Genomic DNA, 25,651 nt, shown 5'->3' on the forward strand with positions numbered 1-25,651 from the left:
AACTCTCTTAGAAATGGAACGACGCCGTAAGATTATGTCATCTGTGCAATGGATCTTTTCCCGATCCTGCTTTAACCCGACTTATGACTTAATGAGATTGAATAAGTAGACATCGTTCTCACGGATCTCTAATTCTTTTGAAAATGTTCCGGTAGAATTTACCCTTATGATTTCTTTGGATACGGCGGAACCATCGTTGAGTTTTTTTATGATTTCGACCTGTTCCTTTGTAAGCTGCTTTGGCCTGTTCATCGCAAGATAAGTAGAATACGGATCGTTCACTTTATAACCGACTTTATATATCTCGAGGAGGTAATTCCCTTCGGGTATCCCTGAAATGTTAACCTGCACTTTCCCTTTCAGTTTCGCCGGCAGATCGCGGACATAATACGCCTGATTGTTCACTGAATCTCCGGGATGTGTGTTCGTGAAATCCCAGAAGAGTACCTGGATATTGCCGTTCGAGCTTTTACATGCCCACGAGGAACTGTCTCCATTCTGCAATTCCATCTCGCCAAGTTTGTTCAAGAAAGCGAATGAGTAGAAGGCAGGTTTGTTGATGGCCTGATAATTCAGCAATCCGAAGCCGCCATGAAATGGTGTTAACCTCGGTCCCGCTTCTTCAAATATATCCGTGAAAGTCCAGTATGACATCGAATTAGGTGCGTTTCCTACCTGCTTGATTTTATCAAGCACATACGCCGCCTGATGATAACTGTCATGAATCGGGTCGGCGGGAGTATAGGAGGAGTTCCATTCGGTGTAGTGAAGCTCTAGATTGGGCATCGCAGAATTCGAAATCTGCTTGCGTGAATTCACAATATCTCCGCTGACGCTCCATGGATTTTTATCCAGTATCGTGCCAGTGTTTCCGGATTCATCTACATACCCTTGCTTCACTCCGTATGAATGCGTGCTGATAAAATCCAGTGGAATGCCGTTTGTGCTGCAGAAGTTAATCATATCGGGTACCCATGCAGCTCCGGCAGTCGCGGGCCCTCCGACCCGATACTCTTTATTAATACTCTTTATTGCTTCGGCGGTAAACTTATACAGCTTGAAATATTCTTCTTGACTTCCGGCCCAGAAATAGTTTAGATTCGGTTCGTTCCACACTTCGAAGTACCATGTCTTGACTTCATCCGTGCCATAACGTTCCGTGAAGTGAAGGACGAGATTGCGGATGAGATCCGCCCATTTTTGATAATCCTTAGGAGGAGTAACATTTCCTTTCCACCAGAAGCATGTTTGACTTCCACTGGCGAGATCTGCCGGCATGAAGCTCAATTCTACAAAAGGCTTCATCCCGATGCTCAGGAGATAATCATAGAGAGCGTCGATGTACTGGAAATTATATCCGGGATTTCCTTTTGAATCTTCCTTATAGACACCCATATCGTCGGTCAACAGTCCGTGCATGCGGATATATTTGAAGCCGCATTCGTTGTGCACATAAGCCAATTGCTGCTGCCAGTCGGCCCTTAATCCTTCATTAGCTCGGCCGGCACCGACGCATTCTTTAAACATCGTATTGAAACGTCCTTTTACTTTATTGAAATCGAGATTGATGACCCGTTCCGGTAAAGGAAAAGGGGTTTGAGCCGGCACGCTGCTGACAAGCAGGCCGATGATAGCGAGAAAGAGAAAACGATTTTTCTTCATTTTTTTATCCGGATTGTTTTTACGACTGTTGAATCTCTGCTCCAAAAACGCACTTTCTGTTTGAACCTAACCACCACTAATTGAATCTTCAAACTTTAGAAGATGCCGCTTTGCCTGTTATTTCTGATATCACTACCACCATGGCATCCACATCGCTGTAGCCGCCGGTCTTCAGTCTCATGTCGACATCGAGGAGTGATGCCAGGGCATCTTTGATTTCCTTTATCGAAAAGATTTTTGCTGCCGACGTGTACTCGTTAATAAATGGATTCCATTTCCCGAAAACGTCCGTCGAGATATCCTTCGAATTTATTCCCTTGGCGGCGAGATGCTTCATTTGAAGAAGATTCAAGAAATAGCGCGAGAGCATGAAGTTTATATAAACGGGCTTCTCTCCGTTCTCAAGCATCTTCGAAGCGATTTCCTGAGCTCGTTTTGAATTACGCTGTCCGATCGCACGCTGAAGCTCGAAGAAGTTGAATGTTCTCGACTTTCCAACTGCGGCAGTGATATCATCTATGTCAACATTCTTTTTGTCGCCGACATAAAGGTTGAGCTTCTCCAATTCTGCCGACAAATCACCGACTGAATCTCCGGTGAAATCTATCAGCAGTTCGACGGCTCCGGCGCTCAGCTCCTTGCCAAGAGATGCAGCTGTCTCCGATACGAATTCAGAAAGATCGGCGCCCTTAAGTCTGTTGAATGTAAGTGTCTCGGCGACGGCAGAAAGTTTTTTGTACGGTTCCTCCGATAGTTTTATTTCGCCCGCGATGATACAGAGAATATTCGTATCGGGCAAATCCAGGATGTGGTCGGCCACGTCAAGACGATATTTCTTATCCATCTTATCAAATCTTCTGATGAGCGTAAGCCTGCGCGCTCCCACAAAAGGGAAGCTGAGCATCGATGAAAGAATCGCTTCGGATGTCGTCTCTGTTCCATCGAAGATATCCAGATTGAAAGACCGCTCGCCCGGTTCGACGGCATTCTCGATCAGGAGGTCGGAAGCCTTGGAGACGAAATAATCTTCATCGCCATGGATGAAGTAGATCTTCTCGAATTTTTTCCTTGTTACCGCAGCAGCAAATTTCTTGAAGTCACTCATAGACAGGCCCAAAGTTCCAAATACTTAGGTCGAAACAAATTTCAGATTCCAGGTTCCGGTATTCGAGCTCGAATTCATTGCCTTCCCTTTTGAAGTCTTGTCTTGGAAATTTGGAGCTTCTTTGGACCGTGTAACTTGCTGTTTGAAGCTTATTTTTCAAGATAGGCTTTCAGAATATAAACCGGCTTTAATGGCACATCTTGCCCGTCGCGCGGTTGAACAGAGATGCCGTCGACGACGTTCATTCCTTTCACGACTTCTCCGAACACGGTATATTGCCCGTCCAAATGCGGGATATTTTGTATGCAGATGTAAAACTGGCTTCCGCTGGATCTGCGCTGCGGGTTCACTTGATCTCCTTCGCGTGCCATTCCAACTGAGCTTCTTAAATGTGGTTTCCCAATCTCTGCAGGAAGAGTGTATCCGGGTCCGCCCTCGCCGTATTTAAGCTTGTTCTGCGTCCTCGTGTTTGGATCACCACCCTGGATCACAAAACCCGGAACGATGCGATGGAATTGAAGGCTGTCGTAGAATCCCTGGACGACAAGCTTGCGAAAGTTTTCGCTGTGAACCGGCGCGTCGTCATCGTAAAGCTTTATTTCGATTATACCGTAGTTCGTTTCTAGTATCACATTTTGTCCTTTCGTGCTGCAACCGACAATGAGAAGTGAAATAAGAAATGGTAGGAAAACCGATTTCATGTCTGCCTCACAGCGTCTTATGTATTATTAAAAAAGTCCGAGCAAAAAACTTTTTCTTTGTGGAGCTCTCGTGCGTGAGCGCTTCCATCATGGCTGTCCTCTAAAGAACATAAGCAATAGTAGCCCGAGAGCGATTCGATAGACTGCGAAAATCGTGAAGCGATGGGATTTAATGTAACGTAACAGCCACCTCACGACGAGGAAGGCTGTGATTGTTGAGACGACAAATGCGATTCCGAGATCGCTCCAATTCTCTCCGCCGCCGTGTCTATAAGCATCCCACAAAAACTTGCCGCTTGCAGCGTACATAGTAGGGATGCCGACAAGAAATGTGAACTCCGTCGCCGCGGCCCGATTGCTTGTGCCGAGAAGCATCGCTGCAAAGATTGTTACTCCGGAGCGCGAAGCACCGGGGAAAATTGCAGCAACTATCTGTCCCACACCCACGGCGACCGCGACGTTCCATGTTATCGCGACCGTATCTGCCTTCCCGGCGGCGATCCACTCTGCGAAGATGATCCATATTCCCCCGATCAGGAGGGCCCACGCAACCGGCGTGATTGCGGTTGGCAATTCGAAACCCATCTTGGAGACGATAAGACCGAGTATACCTGTAATCACAAATGCGCCGAGAAGCTTGAAGGCATAATCGCGGTTCTCCGGCCGGGAGAATCCCGTTGCGAGCGACCATAACCGCTTCCAGTATACCATCGTTATTGCGAGAATAGCTCCCGCTTGAATGACGACGTTGAATAAATCCGAGCGATGTCCTAAACCCAGTTTCTCTGCGATAAGCAGATGACCGGTGCTGGAGATCGGCAAGAATTCCGTAATGCCTTCGATTATTCCCAATATTATGCTCGTGATGCTGTGATTCACAATATCTCCTCACAATTCGTATTCAGTCAAAAGTAATATACTAAACCGAGCGCGATTCCAACACCGGAAAAATCTGAGTTAACCTCGGCTGAAGTGACAGCTATTCTTAGCGGGGTTCCGTCTTTCGTCTTAAGAATCCCGGTAAATTCGGCGCGCGCATCAGCATCAACTCTCGCGTAGAGATTTTCTCCTAACTTTGAGTCCAGCGCCGCATCAAACTTAAGACCGAGTCCGCTCGAAGAATAGTTTGTTGTGCTTCCATAAGCAAGAACATCCTGGCCCAAAGATGAAAAATGGTAGCCTATCCCGCCGCCGAACCTGAGATAGTAGTTATCTCCGGTCACGACTCTTCTTACTGTAATTGTCGGAAGGGAGTAGGAATAACCGATCTGCAGGCCATTGCCGTTGGATTGGTTGGTGAGATAAGCATACTCAATTCCCAATGCCCAATCAGTCGCAACGAAATATTCGACCGCGGCCTCCAATTGAACGGAAGTGGTATATGTGCCTGGGGTTTGATTTCCCGTCGTAGCCGAAAAATACTGAGACAGGGACGGGGCGTCATAATACTCGATGCCTACGCTCGCCGCACCTGAGAAATCCTGGGCCTCCGTGGGTGGCGAAGAGGCAGCAACAAATATTAGAATTAATCCTATGATGTGTTTACTCATGAATTTTTCTTTCGTGTTTGCGACGCTTCGATGTATCAAAAAGTAAAAACTGCGTCTCCGGAATTCGAATTAATTATCTGCAGAATGGATATGGCTCACTTCTCTGCCTAAACTAAGACCTCAGTAGTGACTATCCAAAATGTGAGAGTGGAAAACGCCCCGTCGCTCTCTATGATGTCCGCGCATTTTATTTCACTCATTTTTGTTAATGAAGATTACGTACACTTCTTTGGGGCCGTGAACGCCTGTGACGAGTTCCTTCTCAATGTCTGCAGTTCGACTCGGTCCGCTGATTAAAAACAAATTGCTCCCTTTGAAATCTTTGTATTCATCCTTGAACAAATCGTCGAGAGACGGAATCAACGAACGTGATTCGGCAATGACGAACAATTTCGTTGCAAGGGCAGCGGGAAGTCTCATGTTATTTGAGGTGACGACCGTTCCCGTTTCCGCGATACATGCAATGCATGACGATAATGCCGAATCAAACACGGCAGCGTCCCGTTTATCGTAGCCGAAATTGAAATTTGATGACATACTGACCGGTACACTCACTTCATCGATAAGGTGTTCGTGACCCGATAGAGCCTCGTCATACACAAAGAGACGTTCTCCGGCGTGGCCTGAAATAAATTTCGAAGCGTCCTTTTCATCGTCGAAAACTACCGCTTCGCCGCCGAGGCTCTTCAACTCTGAGTTAAATTTTTCAAAAAGAGATGCGAAGCCACCATTCAATATTCTCTTTAAAGGGGACCGATCATTTCTTATTGCAACAAACTTTTTTGACTCCCTGAGTCCGTGTCTTATCGCGGCAAAAATCTTTTCCCGACTATCTTTCATGGCCTACTTATTATTTCTATAGATTTCTCTGAAAGATGAAGGTGGACGCTCCGGAATCTCCCGATATGCAGTCCACTTTTTCATGAAGGGTTTAAGGAAGTTCGCCATAGAAAAAAGGCGGACGACTTTTCCCATGAATTCATAGCGCCTCGGTCTGAGCATCACCTTCCTGAAATTCCTGAAAATCAGTCTCTCCATCCACGGCTTCTTTGCCAGTATCATTTCGTGCCGGAGCGAAAGAAGATGGTGGTGTATCTCAATGCCGACCGGGCAGACTTCCGCGCAATTGCCGCAGAGCGTAGATGCAAATGGAAGGTCGCGAGCAGTTTCCAAACCATAGAACAACGGCGTGACGAGAGAGCCGATCGGGCCGGGATAAACTGAGCCATAAGCATGGCCGCCGATATTGCGATATATCGGACAGACATTTAAACAAGCACCGCACCTGATACAATGGAGGACATCCTGATATTCCGTGCCCAGCAAACCGCTTCTTCCATTATCTAATAGAACGATGTGAACCTCTTCAGGTCCGTCTTTTTCTGTTTTTGTCCTTGGTCCCCGGATGATCGATATGTAGCTTGTGAGCTTTTGTCCCGTGCTGCTACGGCCGAGAACTCTCATGAAGATTCTCAAATCGGAAAATTTCGGGATGACCTTCTCAATGCCGGTTACGACGACATGCGCCTTCACCGAAGATGTTGAAAGGCGTGCGTTGCCTTCGTTTTCAACAACGACAACGTCGCCTGTCTCCGCGATTAGAAAGTTTGCACCTGAAATCCCCACTTCCGCGCCGAGGAATTTTTCACGAAGAACTTTTCGTGCCTCGGCCGTCAGAAATTTTGGATCACTGTTTAGTTCCGAGCCGATCTTCTCATGGAACAGCTCAGCAATTTCTCTTCGCGACTTATGGATTGCAGGTGTCGTTATGTGAGACGGCTTCTCGTGGGCGAGTTGCACGATATATTCGCCGAGGTCGGTCTCCACGGCATCGATGCCATGCTCTCCGAGAAATGGAACCAGCTCGATTTCCTCCGTCACCATCGATTTTGACTTGACGATCGTCTTTGCATCGAATTTTCTTGCAACCTCAAGTACATAATCCTTTGCCTCGTCCGGGGATTGAGCATAAAACAACTTGCATCCGTTCCTCTGTGCCATGTCATCGAACCGGGACAAGTACTCGTTCAGGTGAGAGATGGATTCTTGTTTAATCTTTTTCGCTTGATCTTGCAGGAACGGAAAGTCGACCTCCGCGAACGACTCCTCACGTTTATCGACCGCTTGAATAGTTGCCTTCTTTAAATTACCTCGAAGCTGATCATTCTCAAATTCTCTTTTGTACAATTCTTTGAAATGTTTAGACCCGAGCGCCATCGGCAATTATTCCGCCCTCTTCTTCTCTTGTGCTGTGCGGCTCATTTTATACTTTCTGACATTATCTCGGATATGTGCGCGAAACGCTGGCTCATCCCAATGCGTTTGGCACGACCTTGTAAGTGCATCAGACAGCTCATGTCGCCCGATACGAGGATATCGGCGCGCGTCGAATCGAGGTGTTTCAGCTTCTCATCAGCCATAGCGGTCGATATCTCGGGAAACTTCACTGCGAACGTCCCGCCGAATCCGCAGCAGACGTCGCTGTAAGGGAGCTCGACTAATTTCAGTCCATCTATTCTCTTCAGAATATTTCGCGCTTCCTCTCTTAGCCCAAGCTCTCGCAGGCTGTGACATGAATCGTGGTACGATACTACTGCGTTCATACGGCCCCTGAAGTTGTCCACTTTGATGACTCTGTTTATGAACTCGGTGAACTCGAATGTTCTAGATGTAAACTTTCCTATTGTGTCCGCAAACTGAGAGTCGTCAGAAAGCAAAGCCGGATAGAAGTTGCGCATCATTGCAACGCAGGATCCTGATGGACCGACGATGTAGTCACGCTGGACGTCAAATTCAATGTTCTTACCTTCAATAGAGGATTTGAATCGCAGGAATGCGTTCACTTCGTGCATCGCCATCAGCCGGGCTTCCTCGAAGTAACCGGAATTGTATGCAGGTTGACCGCAGCATGTCTGATCCTCGGGAAAAATTACCTCGCAACCAAGATGTTTCAGAATCCTGAGAGTGCTCTCGGCGACGTTTGGGAAGAACTGGTCGATGTAACATGGAACAAATAGAAAAACACGGATTTGCATCGGCAAAAATATATGCTTCGGACGAGGAAAATACAATTTACTTTTGACGGGATCACAATGTGTCACTCCGAAGGGAGTCTTTTGTACAAATTTGGAGATTGCTTCATATGGAATTAAGAATTGCCTGCAGAGTTGGACCGGTTGTGAAGTCGGTAGGCAACGAGTTAAATTGGAAAGAGCAAATTCCCGTCAGACGAAGGTCGCTACTGCCGGAGGACGCAGAACCTGCGAAGTTAACGTTAACACTTGATAATTCAGGAAGGGTAATTTAATTTCTTACTCGAGTGTTTAGCGCATGGACAGTTATTAATCTTGCATACGATCTGCTTTTGTTCGATGAGATCGAAAGAAAAGAGAGGTTTGTTTTTTTATTTCTGCGAATCGTCTGAATTATGAGTGACTTCCGCGCGAACCCAAAATGAAATGTTCAATTGCCGGAAAGGATGATGAATGCGACACTTGAAGCGACTTGTACTTAGTATTCTTGCGTTAACCTTTCTGAATACATCAGCGTTTGCGGGGACTTTAGGCAGCAACGCTCCGCGATTGTTGTCTATGGCGCCGGTCGATTGGATTATCATCATCCTCTATTTCGTGGTCGTGCTTCTAATCGGGTTTTATCTGAGGAAATACACCAGTACGGGCGAAGAATTCTTCATGGCTGGCCGTAAGATAACCGCATGGGTTGCCGGTCTCAGTTTTATTTCGGCGAACCTCAGTTCGCTCGAGACTATGGGCTGGTCCGCCATGTCGTACCAGTATGGTATGTTAGGCGCACATGCATATCTGATCGGAGCAATTCCGGCGATTCTGTTCCTTGCTATCGTGATGATGCCCTTCTATTACATATCAAGAACTCATTCTGTGCCGGGGTACTTGAAGCTGCGCTATGGAGAGGCAAGCCGCTCTCTTGCAGGAATCTCTTTCACCTTCATGACCGTTCTCGTCTGTGGTGTCAACATGTTTGCGATGGCGAAGATCATGCAGATGTTGCTGGGGTGGAACTTTGATGTCTGCATCTGGGTATCATCGATCACCGTTGCTGTCTATGTTGCATTGGGCGGGCTGCTCTCAGCCGTTTTCAATGAAGTCATGCAGTTCTTTCTTATCTGGCTCGGTACGCTGCTGATTCCCATACTTGGATTGATCGAAGCCGGTGGCTGGAGCAAGATGATGGAGGCCATCAATGCGCAGCATCCCGGAGAAAACTTCACCAGCTTATGGGCAAACCTCGGTTCCGCGGCAAACAATCCGATGGGAATGCATTGGACAGGGATGGTGTTCGGATTAGGCCTCGCCGTGTCGTTCGGATACTGGTGTACCGATTTTCTTCAAGTGCAGCGCGTCATGGCTGCGAAGAGCCTGAAAGCGGCACAGAACGGGACAATCATCGGAGCTGCTTTGAAAATGATGGTCCCCTTGATCGTAACAATTCCCGGATTACTGGGACTTGCCGTTCTGACAAAGAAATCGGGAATCGTCTTGGTGCCGGAAAGCGTTGCCCAGACGACGGGCGGTCACAGCTACAATGAAGTACTCCCGCTCATGATGGCGCGTTACCTCGGGCCGGGTCTTCTCGGTCTCGGGATCACCGCGATGGTAGCAGGATTTATGTCCGGCATGGCAGGAAACGTGAGCGCGTTTTCGACAGTATGGACTTATGATGTCTACCGGCCGCTAATCAATAGAAATGCAACTGATGCCCATTACGTCAGCATGGGACGCTGGTCTTCAATTATCGGGGTGTTCATCGCGATCCTTACTGCGTACGCCGCAAAGCTTTTCAGCAACATCCTGGTTTATCTGCAAGTACTCGTCATGTTTTTTATAATTCCTCTATTTGGCGTCGTCATACTCGGCATGTTGTGGAAACGGGCTACGTCTGCCGCGGGATTCTGGGGATTCCTCGCAGGGATCCTGACTTCAATCTGCGAGTTTATTTACGTTCACGTCTTTCCGGGGCACTTCGATCCTACTCAACTCAATCCGGTGCATGTGCAATACATCGCTCTGTCTCCGCTGGCACAGGATATGGCCGTCAACATGTACAGTGCTCTATGGTCGCTTCTCGTGTGCATGGGAGTGACAGTATTGGTGAGCGTGTTCACTAGACCCAAGTCTGACGAAGAATTGAAGGACCTCGTCTACGGTATGACGAAGATTCCAAACGAGGGTCCATCTCCATGGTACAGGCATCCGAAGTTCTGGGCTGCTGTCGTTTTGTGCGTCCTTATTGGCGTCAATATTATTTTCTGGTGAGGTGGATGCGATGAAAGAACTAAGACGAATAGAAATCTGGTTTTTTATTGGAGCACTGTTGACCGTCTACGGAATATTGATTGTCGCATCAGGGATATATTACTGGCTTGTTCCGCTGGCACATCAAGTGGCGCTGTCAGACCTCCATTCGGATATCTGGTGGGGGGCATTACTGCTGGTTCTGGGATTGATTTATGCTATCAAGTACTGGCCTTTCAGGACGAACAAAGGAACAGAAACTTGAGAAATGTGCGGGTCAAGAGAATTGAAAGTGACTCCTTGCAGTCAGCTACCGTGATCTGTAAGGATTCTTGAATTCAGAATATAAAATGAATAAAGGAATTACATTTTGAAAGAGAACGTTGATCGGCTTAGAAAAGAAATCACAGAGATCGGAATAAAACTGTACGAACGCGGCTACATTGCCGCGAATGACGGGAATATCAGCGCACGCATCAACAAGAATCGAGTGCTGATAACTCCAACAAGGATGCGCAAAGGCTCTATGAAGACGAGCGACCTCAGCATAATCGACATGACAGGTAAACTGATCACCGGGAAGAGGAAGCCATCATCGGAGTGCGACTTCCACGTAAAGATTTACAGAGATAGACGCGACGTCAACAGTGTGTGTCATGCTCATCCGCCGTACGCGACCGGCTTCGCAGTTGCGGGAGTTCCGCTCGACAAGATGATTTTGCCGGAAGTAATTATCAGACTTGGAGTTGTTCCGATCGTCGATTATGGCACACCGGGTCACAGCGATCTCTACGACCAGATTCATAAAAAATTAAAAGACCATGATGCTTTTCTTTTAGCTAATCACGGAGCGATTACCGTAGGCAACAGCGTCATGGATGCTTACGATAAAATGGAGACTTTGGAGCACCTCGCGAAGATTCAATTCATCGCGCATCTCCTCGGAAATGTGAATACACTTACGCCTGAGCAGGTCGAAAAGCTGATTCCGCTTCGGGAAAAATTCGGCGCACGAAAAGATTTAAGTCTGGAGTAAATGCAGAAGCTCGTGGACGACAAAGTATAGGAGGAATATCTAATGAGTAAACAGATTATAAAAATGAACATACCCGTAAAGCGCCTTCGGGGAAGCATGCCGAAAATAGGTATTCGTCCAGTGATAGACGGAAGAAGAAAAGGCGTTCGCGAGTCTCTTGAGAATCAGACGATGCAAATGGCAAAGAATGCGGCAAAATTCTTGACGGAGAGTCTCCGTCATTCGAACGGATTGCCCGTTGAGTGCGTGATTGCCGATCAGACGATCGGAGGTGCAGCCGAGGCGGCAGAAGCTGCCGAGAAGTTCGCGCGTGAGGGAGTCGGAGTTTCGCTTACCCTAACTCCGTGCTGGTGCTATGGAACTGAGGTGATGGATTCCGATCCATTGGTTCCTAAGGCTGTCTGGGGATTCAACGGGACCGAGCGGCCCGGGGCCGTATATCTTGCTGCAGCCCTCGCGGGATATTCGCAAAAAGGATTGCCGACATTTGGCATTTATGGCAAAGACGTTCAGGACATGTCGGACTCTCGAATTCCGGACGATGTCAAAGAGAAGCTTATGCGATTCGCCAAATCCGGACTCGCCGTCGCTGAGATGAGAGGCAAGTCATATCTCTCAATCGGTGGAACGTCGATGGGCATCGTGGGTTCCGTAGTCAGTCCTGATTTTTTTGCCGACTATCTCGGTATGAGAAACGAATCGGTGGATATGTCCGAGCTCGTAAGGAGAATTGACGAAGGAATATTCGATCGGGATGAATACAGAAAAGCTTTAGAGTGGACAAAGTCATACTGCAAAGAAGGTGAAGATGTCAACCTGGAGAAGGACCGTGCTTCGCGCCAAAGAAAAGATAATGAATGGGAAACTGTGGTAAAGATGGCCATCATAGCCAAGGATTTGATGGTCGGCAACGAGAAGCTTGCGCAGCTTGGCTTTAAGGAAGAGTCGATGGGTCACAACGCGATAGTCGCCGGGTTTCAGGGACAACGTCAATGGACCGACCATTTCCCGAACGGAGATTTTCTCGAAGCGATACTGAACTCATCGTTCGATTGGAACGGGATTCGCGAGCCGTTCGTGATGGCAACTGAGAACGACAGCCTGAACGGTACAGCTATGCTCTTCGGGCATCTTCTCGCCGACACTGCGCAGATATTCTCCGATGTCCGGACTTACTGGAGTCCTGCGTCCGTAAAACGAGTGACGGGAAAATCATTGAAGGGGAGAGCAGCAAACGGGATACTGCATCTCATCAACTCAGGCTCAACTTCGCTCGATGCAACCGGCAGACAGCGCTTGAAAGGGAAACCTGTGATGAAACCTTTCTGGGAGATCACTTCAGAAGATGTTGTTGCTTGTCTCGAGGCAACGAAATGGTGTCCTGCTGTCAGGGAATATTTCAGAGGAGGCGGCTTCTCTTCGCAGTTTCTGACCGAAGGCGAAATGCCCGTTACAATGAGTCGAGTAAACCTTATAAAGGGACTGGGCCCCGTCCTTCAGATCGCCGAAGGATTCACGATTGATCTCCCCGCCGCCGTCCATAGAAAACTCGACCGTAGAACGAATCCGACCTGGCCCACGACATGGTTTGCTCCGATACTGACCGGGAAAGGGGCGTTCACCGACGTTTACTCGGTCATGGCAAACTGGGGAGCCAACCATGGTGCGATAAGCTATGGACACATCGGTCATAAGCTCATAACGCTGGCCTCGATGCTTCGTATCCCGGTGAACATGCACAACGTTTCTCACGAAAGAATTTACAGGCCGAGTGCGTGGAGTGGCTTCGGGACGCAAGACTTGGAAGGTGCCGATTTCAGAGCGTGCAAAAATTTCGGACCGCTCTACGGGAAAGGCTGATGAAACTGATTCGAAGAATATTCCTGCAAAGCATTGAAGGAATCGTGTCTGCCATGTGTACTTTGCGGGGAAACAAGGACAGAGCCGGCTAGCTCCATGTCTGTCTCGAAGTTTCTCGCTGTAGATCTCGGCGCTGAAAGCGGAAGAGCTTTCGTCGGAGTTTTGAATGACCGAAACATCCATCTCGAAGAAATCCACAGGTTTCCTAATATCCCCATAGTTGTTTCGGGTCATCTCCATTGGGATGCCGTCGCCTTGTTCAAAGAAATTAAGAAGTCGCTCCGGCTTGCGGTGCAAAAAGGACACGAGGACATCGAGTCTCTAGGCATCGATACCTGGGGAGTGGATTTCGGACTCGTGAAAAGGGAAGATGGCGCAGTCGACTCTCCATTTACTTACAGGGATTCACGAACAAATGGAATGATGGAAAAAGTTTTCGAGAGAATTTCGGGGGAAGAAATCTACGCAAGAACGGGCATCCAGCTCATGCAGATTAATTCACTTTATCAGCTGTATAGTGTGAAGCAGCAGTCCGGCGGGAGGGTCGACGGATTCGACAAACTCCTCTTCATGCCGGACCTGATGAATTATTTTCTGACGGGGAACAAATTTTCCGAATACACCATTGCCTCCACTTCCCAGATGCTGAGTGCGAGCTCGAAGGAATGGGACAAAGAAATCTTTTCTAAACTCGATTTGCCAATAGATATCATGGCTCAGGTCGTCCAGCCAGGAACGGTAATTGGCACGCCGCTGCCCTCAATTATGAAAGAGTCGGGTATGAAAAGAAGAATCAACGTTGTCGCGGTCGGGAGCCATGATACCGCGAGTGCGATTGCGGCCGTACCGGCTATCGAAGGACATTGGGCATATCTCAGCTCCGGCACCTGGTCGCTCATCGGCATCGAAGCGGAACAGCCGATCATCAACGAACTCTCTCGCTCGAGTAATTTCACAAACGAAGGCGGAGTCGGAGGGAAAATAACTTTTTTGCAAAACATCATGGGCTTGTGGCTGCTGCAGGAAGTGAGAAGGAGCTGGGAGAAGAAAGGCGACCAATATAGCTATGATGAACTTGCAGCGATGGCGCGTGATACGAAGGAGTTCAAGTGTCTTGTGAATCCGAGCGACAATTCGTTCTTGAATCCTCCGAACATGCAGGTGGCGATCGTTGACTTCTGCAAGAAGACAAATCAACCGTGTCCTGAAACAAAAGGCGAAATTGTCCGATGTATATTTGAGAGTCTGGCTTTCAGCTACAGATCGGCGTTGAAAAAGATAAGACAGATCACGAGCCGTCCTGTTGAAAAACTGCATATCGTCGGCGGCGGATGTCAAAACGAGATGTTAAACCAATTCACCGCGGATTCCACCGATATTCCTGTGGTCGCTGGACCCGTCGAGGCGACGGCGCTCGGGAATATACTGGTACAGGCGATGTCAAGCGGAAAGGTCAATTCACTTGAAGAAGGCAGGAAAATTGGCGGCAAATCGTTCCCATTGAAGAAATACTTTCCTCAACAATCGGAGAAGTGGGGTGAGGTGTATGAAAGAATCCCGTTCAGTTTCTGAATGAATAACAGGTAAACATCATGGCACTAAATCAGAACAGTTTTAAAAACGTAAGTTATTTATGGAGCGAAGCGAAAGCGTCCGAGCTCAGCGGAGACGAAGTGGCCTTATTGGTCTACCGCTCAAACCTCCTGGGGACGGACCTCAGGATCACAAACTACGGCGGCGGAAACACCTCATGCAAAGCCGTCGGCAAGGATCCGCTGATGGGAAAAGATGTGGAAGTCATGTGGGTGAAAGGATCGGGCGGAGACCTTGGAACCATGACTAAGAGCGGCCTGGCTGCGCTCTATGTCGATCGGCTCAGGAATTTGCAGAATATCTATCGGGGCATCAAACATGAAGATGAAATGGTTGAGCTCTTCAACCATTGCATATTCGATCTCAACTCGAAGGCCCCGTCGATCGATACGCCGCTCCATGGTTTTCTTCCTTTCAAACACATCGATCACATGCATCCCGACGCAGCCATCGCGATCGCCGCCTCGAAGGACGGGAAAAAGATTATCACGGATTTGTTCGGCGGCATGGTAGGCTGGATAGAATGGCAGCGTCCCGGCTTCGATTTGGCTCTGAAGCTCAAAAAATTTGTAGATGAACATTCCGGAAGCCGCGGGCTCATCCTCGCCTCGCACGGCCTATTTACCTGGGGCGACACTTCATATTCATGCTATGTGAATACTCTGGATGTCATTGAAAAATGCGCCGAGTACATAAATGAAAAAGTCCGCAAGCAACGCTCAGTGTTCGGTGGAGTGAAAGTTAAGTCGCTTGCCAGAGAGGAGCGGTTGAGGAGTGCCGCATGGCTGTCGCCGATTCTGAGAGGCTATTGTTCTTCGCAGACTAAGATGGTCGGCCACTTCACGGATGAAGAAGCGGTGCTTGAGTTTGTCAATTCGAAAAATCTCGATAGACTGGCGGAGATGGGCACGAGCTGCCCTGACCATTTTCTGCGCACGAAGATCAGACCTCTGGTCCTCAAATTGAAAACCGACCGGACAATGAGGGATGTCGGGGAGGCAAAAGAAAGGATTGCTCCTCAGTTCGAGGCTTACAGAAAAATGTATTCGGAATATTACGGCAAATGCAAGCATCCCGACAGCCCTGCCATGCGTGATCCTAATCCTGTAGTGATATTACAGCCCGGCGTCGGTATGTTCACATTCGCAAAGGACAAGCAGACGGCAAGAGTCGCAGCCGAGTTCTACGTTAATGCGATTAACGTGATGAGAGGTGCCGAGGCAATCTCAGACTACGTCGCACTCAAGAGACAGGAAGCGTTCAACATCGAATACTGGCTGTTGGAGGAAGCTAAACTTGCACGACGGCCGAAACCTAAACCATTATCCGGCAGGGTAGCATTGATAACCGGGAGCGCGGGCGGAATTGGAAAGGCGATCGCCGAGAAGTTTGTGAAAGAGAGCGCGTGCGTGATCATCTGCGACAACGACAAACAAAGACTCGAAGGTGCAAAGGCTGAGTTCTCGAAGAAATATGGAAGAGACGTGTTCATCGCCGATACGGTCGATGTTACTAATTCATCCGACGTACAAGAACTGTTCGATGAGGCGTCGTTAGCGTTTGGCGGAGTAGACATAGTCGTGAACTGTGCTGGTCTTTCCATTTCAAAGCCATTGGAAGGGCACACGGAGAAGGATTGGGACATCCAGTACGACGTGATGGTGAAGGGGCAATTTCTTGTGACACAAAAGGGTGTGGAAGTCATGCGCAAGCAGAACTTCGGCGGCGACGTCCTGAATATCGTCAGCAAGAACGCGCTTGTCAGCGGACCGAATAACGCGGCATACGGATCTGCCAAAGCAGCGCAACTTCATCTCAGCCGGCTCAACGCAGCCGAGCTTGGCAAAGACAGGATTAGAGTAAACATCGTGAATCCGGACGCGGTGATCACGGACAGCAAAATCTGGAGCGGGGCATGGGCCGAAGGACGCGCTAAAGCTTATGGCGTGAAGGTGAAAGAGCTGCCCTCATTCTATGCGAAGAGAACTCTCTTGAACGAAATCATCAATCCGGAAGATATCGCTAATGCCTGTTTCGCTTTCGTATGTGGACTGTTGGACAAGTCGACAGGCAATGTCCTGAATGTCGACGGCGGAGTGGCTGCGGCATTCGTGAGATAGGCCGTCAACGGCAGCGTCAGCGAGCGGTCTCGGTCGAAATCCCGCAAAGCTTTTCGCTCAACTCTTTGAGCTGCCTGCGCGCATCGGGATCGTATGCCTGATCAAGCGCTCTGGATTTCCTTTTCCCGTCGAAATATGTACCTGTGACTTTCCCGGTTTCTTCCGAGAGTGCGACATATTCAAGCGCTTCGGCCCCGTCTTCGACCGAGCTCATTGTGCTTCCGAAAAATTCGTAAACCATATTGGTGTTCATTAGAGTCGCCGGATGCAGGCAATTCACTACGACTCCCGTTCCCTTAAGCTCCTCCGACAGATCAATCGTGAACATTATTTGTGCCAGCTTGCTCTGCCTGTAGGCACGAAAGCTCTCGTAGCTTTTTGCGAGCATGACGTCGCCGAAATCTATATTATGCTGTCCGATCGAAGACACGTTGATGATTCGAGAAGGAGCGCTTGCCTTGATGAGCGGCAACAGGCGGTGTGTCAGAAGAAAATGCGAAAGATAGTTCACTGCAAATCTCAACTCATAGCCGTTACGGCTCAGCTCCCTGTTCCCGGTACCTCGGGGTCCGCCGCCGATGCCGGCATTATTCACGAGAAGATGGAGTTCTTTGTGTTCTGCGAGGACACTTTCTGCCATGGCATTTACTTCATCAAGAGATGATAAATCTGCATTGTAATATTCGAGCTTCTTAGACCCCGTTGACTCTTTGATTGCCGACAACACTTCTTTTCCTTTCTGCCGGTTTCGACCGTGCAGGAGAACTGTGGCTCCCCGGGACGCTATATGTTGCGCTGTCAACATACCCAGGCCGGCAGTAGAGCCGGTTATTAATACTACTTTGCTCAACAGATCTTGTGTCATATCTCTTTCAAACTTAATTTTCAGGAAGGTTTCAGTCAAAATGTGTATCGTAACTCACGAAGGATAATATTCGACTCGTCACAACATCCGGGACATAAATCCTCATCTGCAGTGCGTACCGTTATGTTTTTCATCTTCACATTCACGAATGTAAACATCTGATATCATGTGTAGTTCCATTTAATTCGCGCAGATCCCTTCATACTTGCCAATGTTTGGAATGATTGCTATCTTGATAAGGTTCAAGGTGCTCAGATCCAAAGGGATGACACGGACGGGTGGACTGGAAACGTGAATTGCGGAAAAGACTTCGACTCGGTAAATCCATAAAACACAATCGAATAATGGAGGAAAAATGAAATTCGTGGGAGTTGTTTTTTCGGCCGCATTCTTGATGGCGGTCGGTGGGGCACACAAGCTGGAGTACAAATCTACCGGTCCGACTCCGGTCCATTATAGATATCACAGCAGCATGGAGACTGTCCAAACCGTGAACGGCCAGAAGATCAAAGTTACACTAGTTTCATCTCAGACTCTCAGCATGACCAGCGCAAAGGCCGATAGTGTATTAGTCTTTTCGGTGACTGTCGATACTGCGGAGAATAAGATTACGCTGCCGGGTGGAAAGACAGAGAAGGTCCCATCGATCACCATTGGAAAGGTCGTCAGGACACGGCTCCTTCCCAACGGCGAAGAGCTTTCCAGCGAGTGGGCTGACACACAATTTGCCAAATCGTCGGCGGCAAGCTTGAATAACATCGGGGGATTCTTCTTCCGGCTGCCGTCCACAAGCGCCGACGTAGGTGCGACATGGACAGAGGATAAATCCGACACCACCGGCGCCCCGGGAACCGGCGAGGATGGAAGCATTGTAATCGCAGGAAAGATACATTACAAATTGACGGAGATGGAAGATGTCGGCGGCGTCTCGTGTGCAAGAATCGAGTTTACAGGAAAGTATACCATGACCGGATCGCTCATTATTCAAGCAAACTATGTTTCGGCTGAGGGCACCGGAACGATCACGGGCAGCTTTCTATTTGACTGCGCCGGAGGAAAAGTGATGAAAAGTGTCGGCGCATCGACTCAAAACTTTACCATGTCGACGGCTGGAGAAAACGGGATGTCTATTCCGATGAGTCAAAAAATAAAATACGATGTCTCTTTGGTGAAATAGGAGCGCACTTCCGTGATTGTCGAAATGGAATCCACGGTGACGAGGAGTCTGACAACTTCGCTCATTGTGAAAGCGTCCCCCTTCGCGAGCGGCCTATCGGATTAAGATGCCGTAAACTTCATTAAAAGACCGGTGCCTTTGGGATAGGACTTTTTGCCGCTCAATACAGCAAATACTTTTCCCTTGTATCCTGAAACCTCTTCAGCCCTTTAGACCACCCCTCGAAGATCTCCTCCGGTGTTTTTCCCGCAAGGATACCAAGCCGAACATCTTTTGTTCCACAGAGCCTGTCGAAATCCGCATCGTTGAACTTCAACTCGTCCGGATACAATTTGTTGATTGCCCACACAAGCGTCACTCCCATCTCTGCCGGTCTCAGAACGTCTCTGTCGGTCACGTCTATTTCGACGCCATGGCACAGCAGCCGGTTGTACTTCGGATTGGCAGCCGATGGACGCGATTGCGGTGTGAAATCTGTCGGCTCGAATTCGACGCCCGCAAGACCCTGACCGTTGAGGAGATCGGCAAGCGTCTGGGAATTTATGAAAGGCGCACCTACGGATGTAAAAGGATGATCTGTGCCGCGTCCTTCCGAAAGGTTCGTTCCCTCGATCACCACATCTCCCGGATAGACCTCTATTGAATTCATGTCAGGTAAGTTCGGTGATGGCGTGATCCACTTCAGTCCGGTCTCATCGTACCACATCCTCCTCCGATAATTCTGCATCCTGATGACTCTCAGGTCCGCCTGCACGCCGTTTTTCAACATGTGCTCGCCGTTGAACATTGACGCAAGCTCGCCTGCCGTCATGGCGTAAACGCTCGGGATCGGTTGTATGCCGACGAATGATCGCAGCGAATCTTCCAGCACAGGCCCATCGATGAGGTCCGACCGGATCATATCTGGCCTATCGAGCACGATATACCTGATATGGTTCTCTGCCGCGGCTTCGAGAGTCAGATCGAGAGTGCTGATATATGTATAGAACCTTGCACCGACATCCTGGATGTCGTAGAGCAGGAGATCGATCCCTTTCAGCATTTCGGGTGTCGGCTTGAGCGTCTCACCATACAGGGAATACACACGTACGCCGGCTCTCACTCCGTTATTCACCGGCGCACCAGCAGATGCGTTTCCGCTCAACCCATGTTCGGGAGAAAAGACAACGACGGAGTCGGCCACCGATGCCAGCACGTCGATGATGTCTCTTCCATCCTGCAGCACGCCGCTCTGATTGGTGATGATGCCGACCTTCTTTCCTACTATTGTCGGAAGGTCGTCTTCAACAAACACTTCGTCGCCGGTCTTCACCACATCCTGGCACAGCGATGCTGCCGGCAGAATGAGGCTTAACAAAATCGCTGCTGCCGGAAATTTCATACTCTTACGCTCTCCCTTTTTGATTAAACGAATCCTGTCTAAAACGCTAAGATATTTTCAGCAAATAATCAACAGGAGGTTCTTTGGAGAATCAAGTGCTGTTTCGAGCCTGCACCGGAACCATGGCTGTCGTTGTCCTGATGGGATCACTTCGGGATGAGGAACTCCGCAGGACGACAAATATCCTGTTAAATAATTATTGATATTACGGACGAGACATGGTACATTTCCGTGCGGCCGCAATAATTTCGAGGATAGCATGGGTGCGGTTTAAAAAAAGAAGGAGGATGAATCATGTCTGACACGGAGAGAACGAAAAGAAATTCGGACTCACAGAGCGACGCGGGGCCCGCGAGCTCGCTTCCGCCACCATTCAATTGGATCGCCAATTTCATAGACAAATATTTTATAAGGATGCCGCGACCGGTTCAGGTAGGAGTCTTCGTGGTCTTCGTCCTGTATTTCCTTGTCGGATCGGTTAAGCTATTCGCCCCGGAAATTTGGGACTCGGTTTGGTCGGCGGATATCGAGATAGAGGGTGTTCTGACAGGATCCGGCGGGAATGTAGTGGTCGATACCGTAGGCCAGTATTCATTATCCGGTCAGTCGCTTTTTGTTACTAAAGATTTTCCCAATCCCATGGTACCAACCGAATGTGAATTTCACTGGATCCTGAAAGTACCCCGGCAGGATATGGATCAACAGCGTACCTTCACGCTCATGGATGGCTTTCTTGAAAAAGGGGCCATAAGAACGACTCCGCGGACACTCTTGAATCACCGTACAGGGAACGAGGTTAAGCTGGCATTGACCGAAATCCCGGCGACTGTGAAAGTAAAAATCGACTACCTCGATACATCAGGTACACAGCTCTCGTCTATGAATATGTTTTCGGGAAATCTGTTATTCCCCCCGGCTTGGTATGGCCGCGTACAGCAGAGCTCAGTCAGACCTGATTCGGTCGGAATTCTTCTTGAGAGATTGACGGAACCGAAATATGCTCGTGTGCAGCTTCAAATCCGGCAGCTGTTGACAAATGGCGGATCTGACGTAATGAAGATTGTTGCGGACAGTCTAAGAAATGCTCTCCTCGGCGGACGGGTTTCGAATGCCGGACTCTACGCGCTCGCGCTGTCGGATTTCGATTCGTTAGCTTTGTTCTCTGCTTCTCCACTATACCGCAAGATTTTCGCGGATCCATTCTACGAAAAGGCGGCAGATTTGATTCGCACGGGCGACCAGCTGCAGAGCAACTACATGGCGACGCTGCTCCATAATCTCCAGGATGCGAGGAGCACCAAGTACGTTATCCAGGCGTTTCAACAGTCAAGCTCCGAATCTGCGCAGGGGTTATGCCTTTATGTTATCGGGGCATTCTCCGCAAACAGCAGCAAAGAACTCAAGAGCAGTATCAAGTCGCAGCTGCAAGCTCTCAATGCAAGCAACCTTTCCCAGACGATTCGTGATGCGCTGGGCCAAACAATACAGAAGTTTTGATCTAAACGCAGAACGGAAATGCAGCGTGGAGGAATAACCAGACTCCCGTTCCTATACTTGCGTTTGCCTATGGCCGCACGAGCCGATAGCCGGCCCCTCAGTACACTTGTGCCATGGGGTATAAATAGTACCTCTCCCTTGATGGGAGAGGATTGAGCCTGCCCGGGAATGAGCCGGGGTGAGGGAGATTATTCGTTACGCCTTTTCAAGGCTGTGAGTGATTAGATATTTGGCATCTCGCGAGTACCGCGCCTACTCGAGCAGCAAATTCCTGTACCCTGAAGGGCTTGGTGATGTAATCATCCGCACCGAGATCGAGACCTTCGACTATTTCCGACTCGTTCGACAGTGCCGTAAGTATTATCACCGGAATTGCTTTAAGAGCTTCGTCACTTTTTAAAGCTTTCATCATCTCCAGACCGTTCATAATAGGCATCATTACATCGAGTATTATCAAATCCGGCCGGCTGCGTTTGGCCACCTCCAGGCCCGCCTTCCCATTTTCCGCTTGAACGACCTGGTACCCCGAATGCGTCAGCTTGAACTTTAAAAGTGCTGCAATTTCTTCGTTGTCTTCGACTACAAGTATTGTTTCCACAGTAGAGACACCTCCATTTCCAACATTTGTAATGTAATGCGAACCTTTGCTCTCCAATTCCTTTCACTGCGAAAACAATGCCACGAATAAATAGTCCTTAGTGTGAGGATAACGCGGACATAATTCATTGATTTATGTTCATTTAGACATATGGTGCGAGATGGCTTTGGAAAGATCGGAAGGACTACAGGTAAATTCTTCCAATTGCAGTGTTCAAAATACAGGGTTGGTTCGATCCAGATCAGGCGGCTTCCTCTTTGGTGAATTCAAATTTAGGAATCTCGCTGCGGTTGGATAAAAGGGAGTTGGCGATGCCAGTCCGATAGGTACACTCAAGCACAGGTTCAAACAATGTGTCCGACGCGCCGGACTGAATGACAACCGGACGACTTATTAGAGTTTGTGAGTAAACTCACGACGAACTGAGTTGAGCAAGCTCGCCGTTTGCATTTATCATGGTGGTCAACCAAATTGGAGCCGAAGAGAGAACTTGACAGTAGAGCAGAAAGAGGGGCAAACTCAATAAGCACGTAAATAAAACAAAAAGGAGGGCAAAATGAACAACCATACCGAAACACGGTGCGTTTGTTCGAACCGTTTCTACTTTGTATTTGCTGCTTTCACACTGTTACTTTTCGCGACGGCAGCATCCGCACAATCACCACCCTTGGGATCTCCGACTTCCCGTTCCATCCAATCCATTCTAAATCCCGACGGAAGCATAAGAGCTTCTGCGACACAAGGGAGCTTCGATGCCCATGGATACACGATGGTTACAGGAAAGGATGGCGCACCACGATTCATACAGGCCGCGTCCGATCCCAACGATAAAAACTGGGATCCGTCGTTCACCGTTGCCGGAGTCGGTGGATTAGCTTATATAGCTGCGGTGAACGGAGACACGCTCTATGTCGGTGGCATGTTTGGCAATGCCGGCCATGTCGTCGCCAACGGCATAGCAGCATATAACTTGACCACTAACACATGGTCGGCGCTCGATACGACAAGCCCGGACCGCGGCGTAAGCGGCACCGGTGTCGCTTCCATACTTGTAAATGGCAACGATATCTATATCGGCGGATCGTTCAGCTCGGCAGGCGGCGTTGCGGCGAACGACATAGTGGATTACAACACTGCAACACGAACATGGACGGCGCTCGGTTCCGGCACAAGCAATGGAGTCGATAATTGGGTCGCGGCCATGTTGTATGTCGGGGGCAACCTGTATGTTGGCGGAGAGTTTACTCACGCGGGCGGAGCCGCTGCAAATTACATCGCAAGATGGGATGGATCCTCATGGCACACTCTCGGATCGGGAGTCGACAGTTGGGTTTACACTCTCGCGATCAACGGTGGAAACCTGTACGCCGGAGGATATTTTAAGAATGCAGGAGGTGATACGGCAAATTACATCGCAAAGTGGGACGGGACGAATTGGAGCCACGTCGGGACCTCTAAGACAGATCTCAATGGCATTGTTAACTCGATCGTCCTTGCAGGAAACTCAATGTACCTCGGCGGTGCCTTCACGACTGCAGGTAGCACAACCGTGAATGGAATCGCAAAGTGGAGCGGAACTTCATGGAGTGCCGTTGGATCCGGAGTAAGTGGCGCGGTGATCGGTCTCATGTGGTTCGGCAACAAGCTCTATGCCTGCGGTTCATTCACAACAGCAGGTTTAGTCACTGTTAACAATGTCGTGGAAATAGATACGTCCACTAATACGTATTCTGCGCTGGGCTCAGGTACAACTGTAGGCAGCAACGGCCAGCTTTGGTGGGGTACTGTTGCCAACGGAAAACTTTATCTGCCGGGGCAACTTACTACCGCGGGCGGGTCAAGCGCCTTTGGAATAGCACGCTGGGATGGCACGAATTGGTCGTCATTAGGCGGTTCAACGAACGCTCCGGGCGGAAACGTTTTTGCGCTCGCACTGAGCGGCTCCAACGTTTATGTCGGAGGATATTTCCCCACTGCGGGATCAATAGTGGCGAACAACATTGCCGTTTTCAACAAGAGCACTTCGACATGGTCTTCGCTCGGGACTACGACAGCGAACGGAGTTGACAGTCACGTTGATGCCATTGCGGTGTCCGGCAGTAATGTATATGCGGGAGGAGGATTCACTCATGCCGGAGGCCTCCCGGCCAACCACATTGCAATGTGGAACGGCACGAAGTGGAACACGCTCGGGACGACTCCGAATGACGGAGTCGACAACAATATTAATGCGTTAGCCGCATTCGGAACGGACCTGTATGTTGGTGGAGGCTTCACACACGCAGGTGGGTCTTCTGCCAACTTTGTTGCGAAGTGGAACGGGACGGCATGGTCGGCTCTTGGCTCCGGCGTCGACAATACTGTGTATGCAGTTGCCTCCGGGACAAGCGAGATTTATTTCGGCGGTCATTTTGCAAATGCCGGAGGGAGCCTGGCAGCACACATTGCATCATGGAACGGGTCGACCTGGTCTGCACTCGGCTCGCCTACAAACGGAGTCGATAATGACGTAAAGGCATTGGCAGCTTATGGCGACACCGTGTTCGTCGGAGGCAACTTCGCGAATGCCGGCGGAAGCGCCGCCAATCACCTTGCGAAGTGGAACACACACCAGTGGACTCCTCTTGCGGCAGGTGTTAATGGCAATGTGGCTGCTTTAGCAATCGACGGCACAAACCTCTTTATCGGAGGAAGTTTTACGGCAAGCGGACTCGTTAATGCTAACCACGTAGTCGAGTGGAGCATTGCAGACAGCTCATTCTCAACTCTTGGCGACGGGTTGAACTTAGGGTCCGATGCAATCGCTTCAGCCGGGAACGACACTTATGTCGGCGGCAATTTCAGTACCGCAGGAAATAAACCATCGTATTGCCTGGCCAGGTACAATCCCAACCTCGTTGCGGTAAAAGATCGACCGCCTGTTGCCGGGTCTTTCGAGCTTTTGCAAAACTATCCTAACCCCTTTAACCCGACAACGACTATCGACTATAAGCTTTCATCGGTCAGCCATGTTACTCTGAAGGTATACGATATACTGGGAAGAGAAGTGGCGACACTTGTTAACGAGACGGAAAGCCCGGGTGAATACAGCGCTAGGTTCGACGGGAGCAATCTTGCCAGCGGCGTGTATTTCTACCGGATACAAGCCGGTGCATTTAACGCAACAAAGAAACTGATGTTGATGAAGTAGAAACTGAAGTTGACCCTGTTATCCCCCTTCTCTGGTCCTTCCT

Annotated in this window: 20 protein-coding genes; 9 read left to right on the forward strand and 11 right to left on the reverse strand. The window is 49.2% G+C overall.

Features of this window, described 5'->3' with window-relative positions; translation table 11 throughout:
• Nucleotides 1–81 precede the first annotated feature (81 nt).
• From VLX91_16970 to VLX91_17005, 8 genes are all read right to left on the reverse strand, one after another.
• Nucleotides 82–1,662, reverse strand: coding sequence for a hypothetical protein (locus tag VLX91_16970; GenBank protein HUI31904.1), 1,581 nt, complete (start codon nucleotides 1,660–1,662; stop codon nucleotides 82–84).
• A gap of 88 nt (nucleotides 1,663–1,750) precedes the next feature.
• The gene (gene holA, locus VLX91_16975; GenBank protein ID HUI31905.1) at nucleotides 1,751–2,767 is read right to left on the reverse strand and encodes a DNA polymerase III subunit delta; all 1,017 of its coding nucleotides are present in this window, start codon (nucleotides 2,765–2,767) and stop codon (nucleotides 1,751–1,753) included.
• Nucleotides 2,768–2,916: 149 nt separating this feature from the next.
• Nucleotides 2,917–3,468: a peptidylprolyl isomerase gene (locus VLX91_16980; GenBank protein HUI31906.1), complete on the reverse strand. Its 552-nt coding sequence runs from the start codon at nucleotides 3,466–3,468 to the stop codon at nucleotides 2,917–2,919.
• Between the two features lie 87 nt (nucleotides 3,469–3,555).
• The gene (locus VLX91_16985) at nucleotides 3,556–4,347 is read right to left on the reverse strand and encodes an undecaprenyl-diphosphate phosphatase (GenBank protein HUI31907.1); all 792 of its coding nucleotides are present in this window, start codon (nucleotides 4,345–4,347) and stop codon (nucleotides 3,556–3,558) included.
• A 26-nt stretch (nucleotides 4,348–4,373) separates the two neighbouring features.
• Nucleotides 4,374–5,018, reverse strand: coding sequence for a hypothetical protein (locus VLX91_16990; protein ID HUI31908.1), 645 nt, complete (start codon nucleotides 5,016–5,018; stop codon nucleotides 4,374–4,376).
• Between the two features lie 192 nt (nucleotides 5,019–5,210).
• Nucleotides 5,211–5,858: an LUD domain-containing protein gene (locus VLX91_16995; GenBank protein HUI31909.1), complete on the reverse strand. Its 648-nt coding sequence runs from the start codon at nucleotides 5,856–5,858 to the stop codon at nucleotides 5,211–5,213.
• A 3-nt stretch (nucleotides 5,859–5,861) separates the two neighbouring features.
• A complete protein-coding gene (locus VLX91_17000) occupies nucleotides 5,862–7,235 on the reverse strand; it encodes a LutB/LldF family L-lactate oxidation iron-sulfur protein (protein HUI31910.1) in 1,374 nt (457 codons plus the stop codon).
• Between the two features lie 41 nt (nucleotides 7,236–7,276).
• A complete protein-coding gene (locus VLX91_17005; protein HUI31911.1) occupies nucleotides 7,277–8,053 on the reverse strand; it encodes a (Fe-S)-binding protein in 777 nt (258 codons plus the stop codon).
• A 450-nt stretch (nucleotides 8,054–8,503) separates the two neighbouring features.
• On the opposite strand from VLX91_17005, the gene VLX91_17010 reads away from it, so the two are divergent.
• The 6 genes from VLX91_17010 to VLX91_17035 all read left to right on the forward strand — a co-directional run bounded on the left by VLX91_17010 (nucleotide 8,504) and on the right by VLX91_17035 (nucleotide 16,900).
• The gene (locus tag VLX91_17010; GenBank protein HUI31912.1) at nucleotides 8,504–10,312 is read left to right on the forward strand and encodes a sodium:solute symporter family protein; all 1,809 of its coding nucleotides are present in this window, start codon (nucleotides 8,504–8,506) and stop codon (nucleotides 10,310–10,312) included.
• Between the two features lie 10 nt (nucleotides 10,313–10,322).
• Nucleotides 10,323–10,556: a hypothetical protein gene (locus VLX91_17015; protein ID HUI31913.1), complete on the forward strand. Its 234-nt coding sequence runs from the start codon at nucleotides 10,323–10,325 to the stop codon at nucleotides 10,554–10,556.
• A gap of 105 nt (nucleotides 10,557–10,661) precedes the next feature.
• Nucleotides 10,662–11,327, forward strand: coding sequence for a class II aldolase/adducin family protein (locus tag VLX91_17020; GenBank protein HUI31914.1), 666 nt, complete (start codon nucleotides 10,662–10,664; stop codon nucleotides 11,325–11,327).
• A gap of 42 nt (nucleotides 11,328–11,369) precedes the next feature.
• On the forward strand, nucleotides 11,370–13,187 hold the full coding sequence (locus tag VLX91_17025) for an L-fucose isomerase (protein ID HUI31915.1): 1,818 nt from the start codon (nucleotides 11,370–11,372) through the stop codon (nucleotides 13,185–13,187).
• Nucleotides 13,188–13,283: 96 nt separating this feature from the next.
• The gene (locus VLX91_17030; GenBank protein HUI31916.1) at nucleotides 13,284–14,759 is read left to right on the forward strand and encodes a rhamnulokinase family protein; all 1,476 of its coding nucleotides are present in this window, start codon (nucleotides 13,284–13,286) and stop codon (nucleotides 14,757–14,759) included.
• Between the two features lie 20 nt (nucleotides 14,760–14,779).
• A complete protein-coding gene (locus VLX91_17035; GenBank protein ID HUI31917.1) occupies nucleotides 14,780–16,900 on the forward strand; it encodes a bifunctional aldolase/short-chain dehydrogenase in 2,121 nt (706 codons plus the stop codon).
• A gap of 16 nt (nucleotides 16,901–16,916) precedes the next feature.
• Here the strand turns inward: VLX91_17035 and VLX91_17040 are convergent, their stop codons facing one another.
• Complete coding sequence (locus VLX91_17040) at nucleotides 16,917–17,765, reverse strand: SDR family NAD(P)-dependent oxidoreductase (GenBank protein ID HUI31918.1); 849 nt, start codon at nucleotides 17,763–17,765, stop codon at nucleotides 16,917–16,919.
• Nucleotides 17,766–18,120: 355 nt separating this feature from the next.
• Between VLX91_17040 and VLX91_17045 the strand changes: the two genes are divergently transcribed.
• The gene (locus VLX91_17045; protein ID HUI31919.1) at nucleotides 18,121–18,942 is read left to right on the forward strand and encodes a hypothetical protein; all 822 of its coding nucleotides are present in this window, start codon (nucleotides 18,121–18,123) and stop codon (nucleotides 18,940–18,942) included.
• 160 nt (nucleotides 18,943–19,102) lie between these two features.
• Here VLX91_17045 and VLX91_17050 read toward each other — a convergent pair whose 3' ends face one another.
• Nucleotides 19,103–20,323 (reverse strand): DUF1343 domain-containing protein, encoded by a 1,221-nt coding sequence (locus VLX91_17050; protein HUI31920.1) that lies wholly within the window; start codon nucleotides 20,321–20,323, stop codon nucleotides 19,103–19,105.
• Nucleotides 20,324–20,617: 294 nt separating this feature from the next.
• Here VLX91_17050 and VLX91_17055 point away from each other — a divergent pair, with 294 nt between their 5' ends.
• Nucleotides 20,618–21,820, forward strand: coding sequence for a hypothetical protein (locus VLX91_17055; protein HUI31921.1), 1,203 nt, complete (start codon nucleotides 20,618–20,620; stop codon nucleotides 21,818–21,820).
• Between the two features lie 205 nt (nucleotides 21,821–22,025).
• On the opposite strand, the gene VLX91_17060 is transcribed toward VLX91_17055, so the two are convergent.
• Nucleotides 22,026–22,418, reverse strand: a complete 393-nt coding sequence (locus VLX91_17060; GenBank protein ID HUI31922.1) for a response regulator — start codon at nucleotides 22,416–22,418, stop codon at nucleotides 22,026–22,028.
• A gap of 556 nt (nucleotides 22,419–22,974) precedes the next feature.
• Between VLX91_17060 and VLX91_17065 the strand changes: the two genes are divergently transcribed.
• Complete coding sequence (locus tag VLX91_17065) at nucleotides 22,975–25,608, forward strand: T9SS type A sorting domain-containing protein (protein HUI31923.1); 2,634 nt, start codon at nucleotides 22,975–22,977, stop codon at nucleotides 25,606–25,608.
• Nucleotides 25,609–25,651 lie beyond the last annotated feature (43 nt).

Source organism: Candidatus Acidiferrales bacterium (assembly GCA_035515795.1).
In the GTDB taxonomy this organism is placed as follows: Bacteria; Bacteroidota; Ignavibacteria; order Kryptoniales; family JAKASW01; genus JAKASW01.

Excerpts from the sequence above, each read along its gene's own strand:
- VLX91_17010 (HUI31912.1), top strand. The coding sequence starts at position 8,504 with ATGCGACACTTGAAGCGACTTGTACTTAGTATTCTTGCGTTAACCTTT.
- VLX91_17025 (HUI31915.1), top strand. The coding sequence starts at position 11,370 with ATGAGTAAACAGATTATAAAAATGAACATACCCGTAAAGCGCCTTCGG.
- VLX91_17045 (HUI31919.1), top strand. The coding sequence starts at position 18,121 with ATGAAATTCGTGGGAGTTGTTTTTTCGGCCGCATTCTTGATGGCGGTC.
- VLX91_17040 (HUI31918.1), bottom strand. The coding sequence starts at position 17,765 with ATGACACAAGATCTGTTGAGCAAAGTAGTATTAATAACCGGCTCTACT.
- VLX91_17065 (HUI31923.1), top strand. The coding sequence starts at position 22,975 with ATGAACAACCATACCGAAACACGGTGCGTTTGTTCGAACCGTTTCTAC.
- VLX91_17050 (HUI31920.1), bottom strand. The coding sequence starts at position 20,323 with ATGAAATTTCCGGCAGCAGCGATTTTGTTAAGCCTCATTCTGCCGGCA.
- VLX91_17035 (HUI31917.1), top strand. The coding sequence starts at position 14,780 with ATGGCACTAAATCAGAACAGTTTTAAAAACGTAAGTTATTTATGGAGC.
- VLX91_16995 (HUI31909.1), bottom strand. The coding sequence starts at position 5,858 with ATGAAAGATAGTCGGGAAAAGATTTTTGCCGCGATAAGACACGGACTC.
- VLX91_16970 (HUI31904.1), bottom strand. The coding sequence starts at position 1,662 with ATGAAGAAAAATCGTTTTCTCTTTCTCGCTATCATCGGCCTGCTTGTC.
- VLX91_17005 (HUI31911.1), bottom strand. The coding sequence starts at position 8,053 with ATGCAAATCCGTGTTTTTCTATTTGTTCCATGTTACATCGACCAGTTC.
- VLX91_17055 (HUI31921.1), top strand. The coding sequence starts at position 20,618 with ATGTCTGACACGGAGAGAACGAAAAGAAATTCGGACTCACAGAGCGAC.
- VLX91_17000 (HUI31910.1), bottom strand. The coding sequence starts at position 7,235 with ATGGCGCTCGGGTCTAAACATTTCAAAGAATTGTACAAAAGAGAATTT.
- VLX91_17015 (HUI31913.1), top strand. The coding sequence starts at position 10,323 with ATGAAAGAACTAAGACGAATAGAAATCTGGTTTTTTATTGGAGCACTG.
- holA (HUI31905.1), bottom strand. The coding sequence starts at position 2,767 with ATGAGTGACTTCAAGAAATTTGCTGCTGCGGTAACAAGGAAAAAATTC.
- VLX91_17030 (HUI31916.1), top strand. The coding sequence starts at position 13,284 with ATGTCTGTCTCGAAGTTTCTCGCTGTAGATCTCGGCGCTGAAAGCGGA.
- VLX91_16980 (HUI31906.1), bottom strand. The coding sequence starts at position 3,468 with ATGAAATCGGTTTTCCTACCATTTCTTATTTCACTTCTCATTGTCGGT.
- VLX91_16990 (HUI31908.1), bottom strand. The coding sequence starts at position 5,018 with ATGAGTAAACACATCATAGGATTAATTCTAATATTTGTTGCTGCCTCT.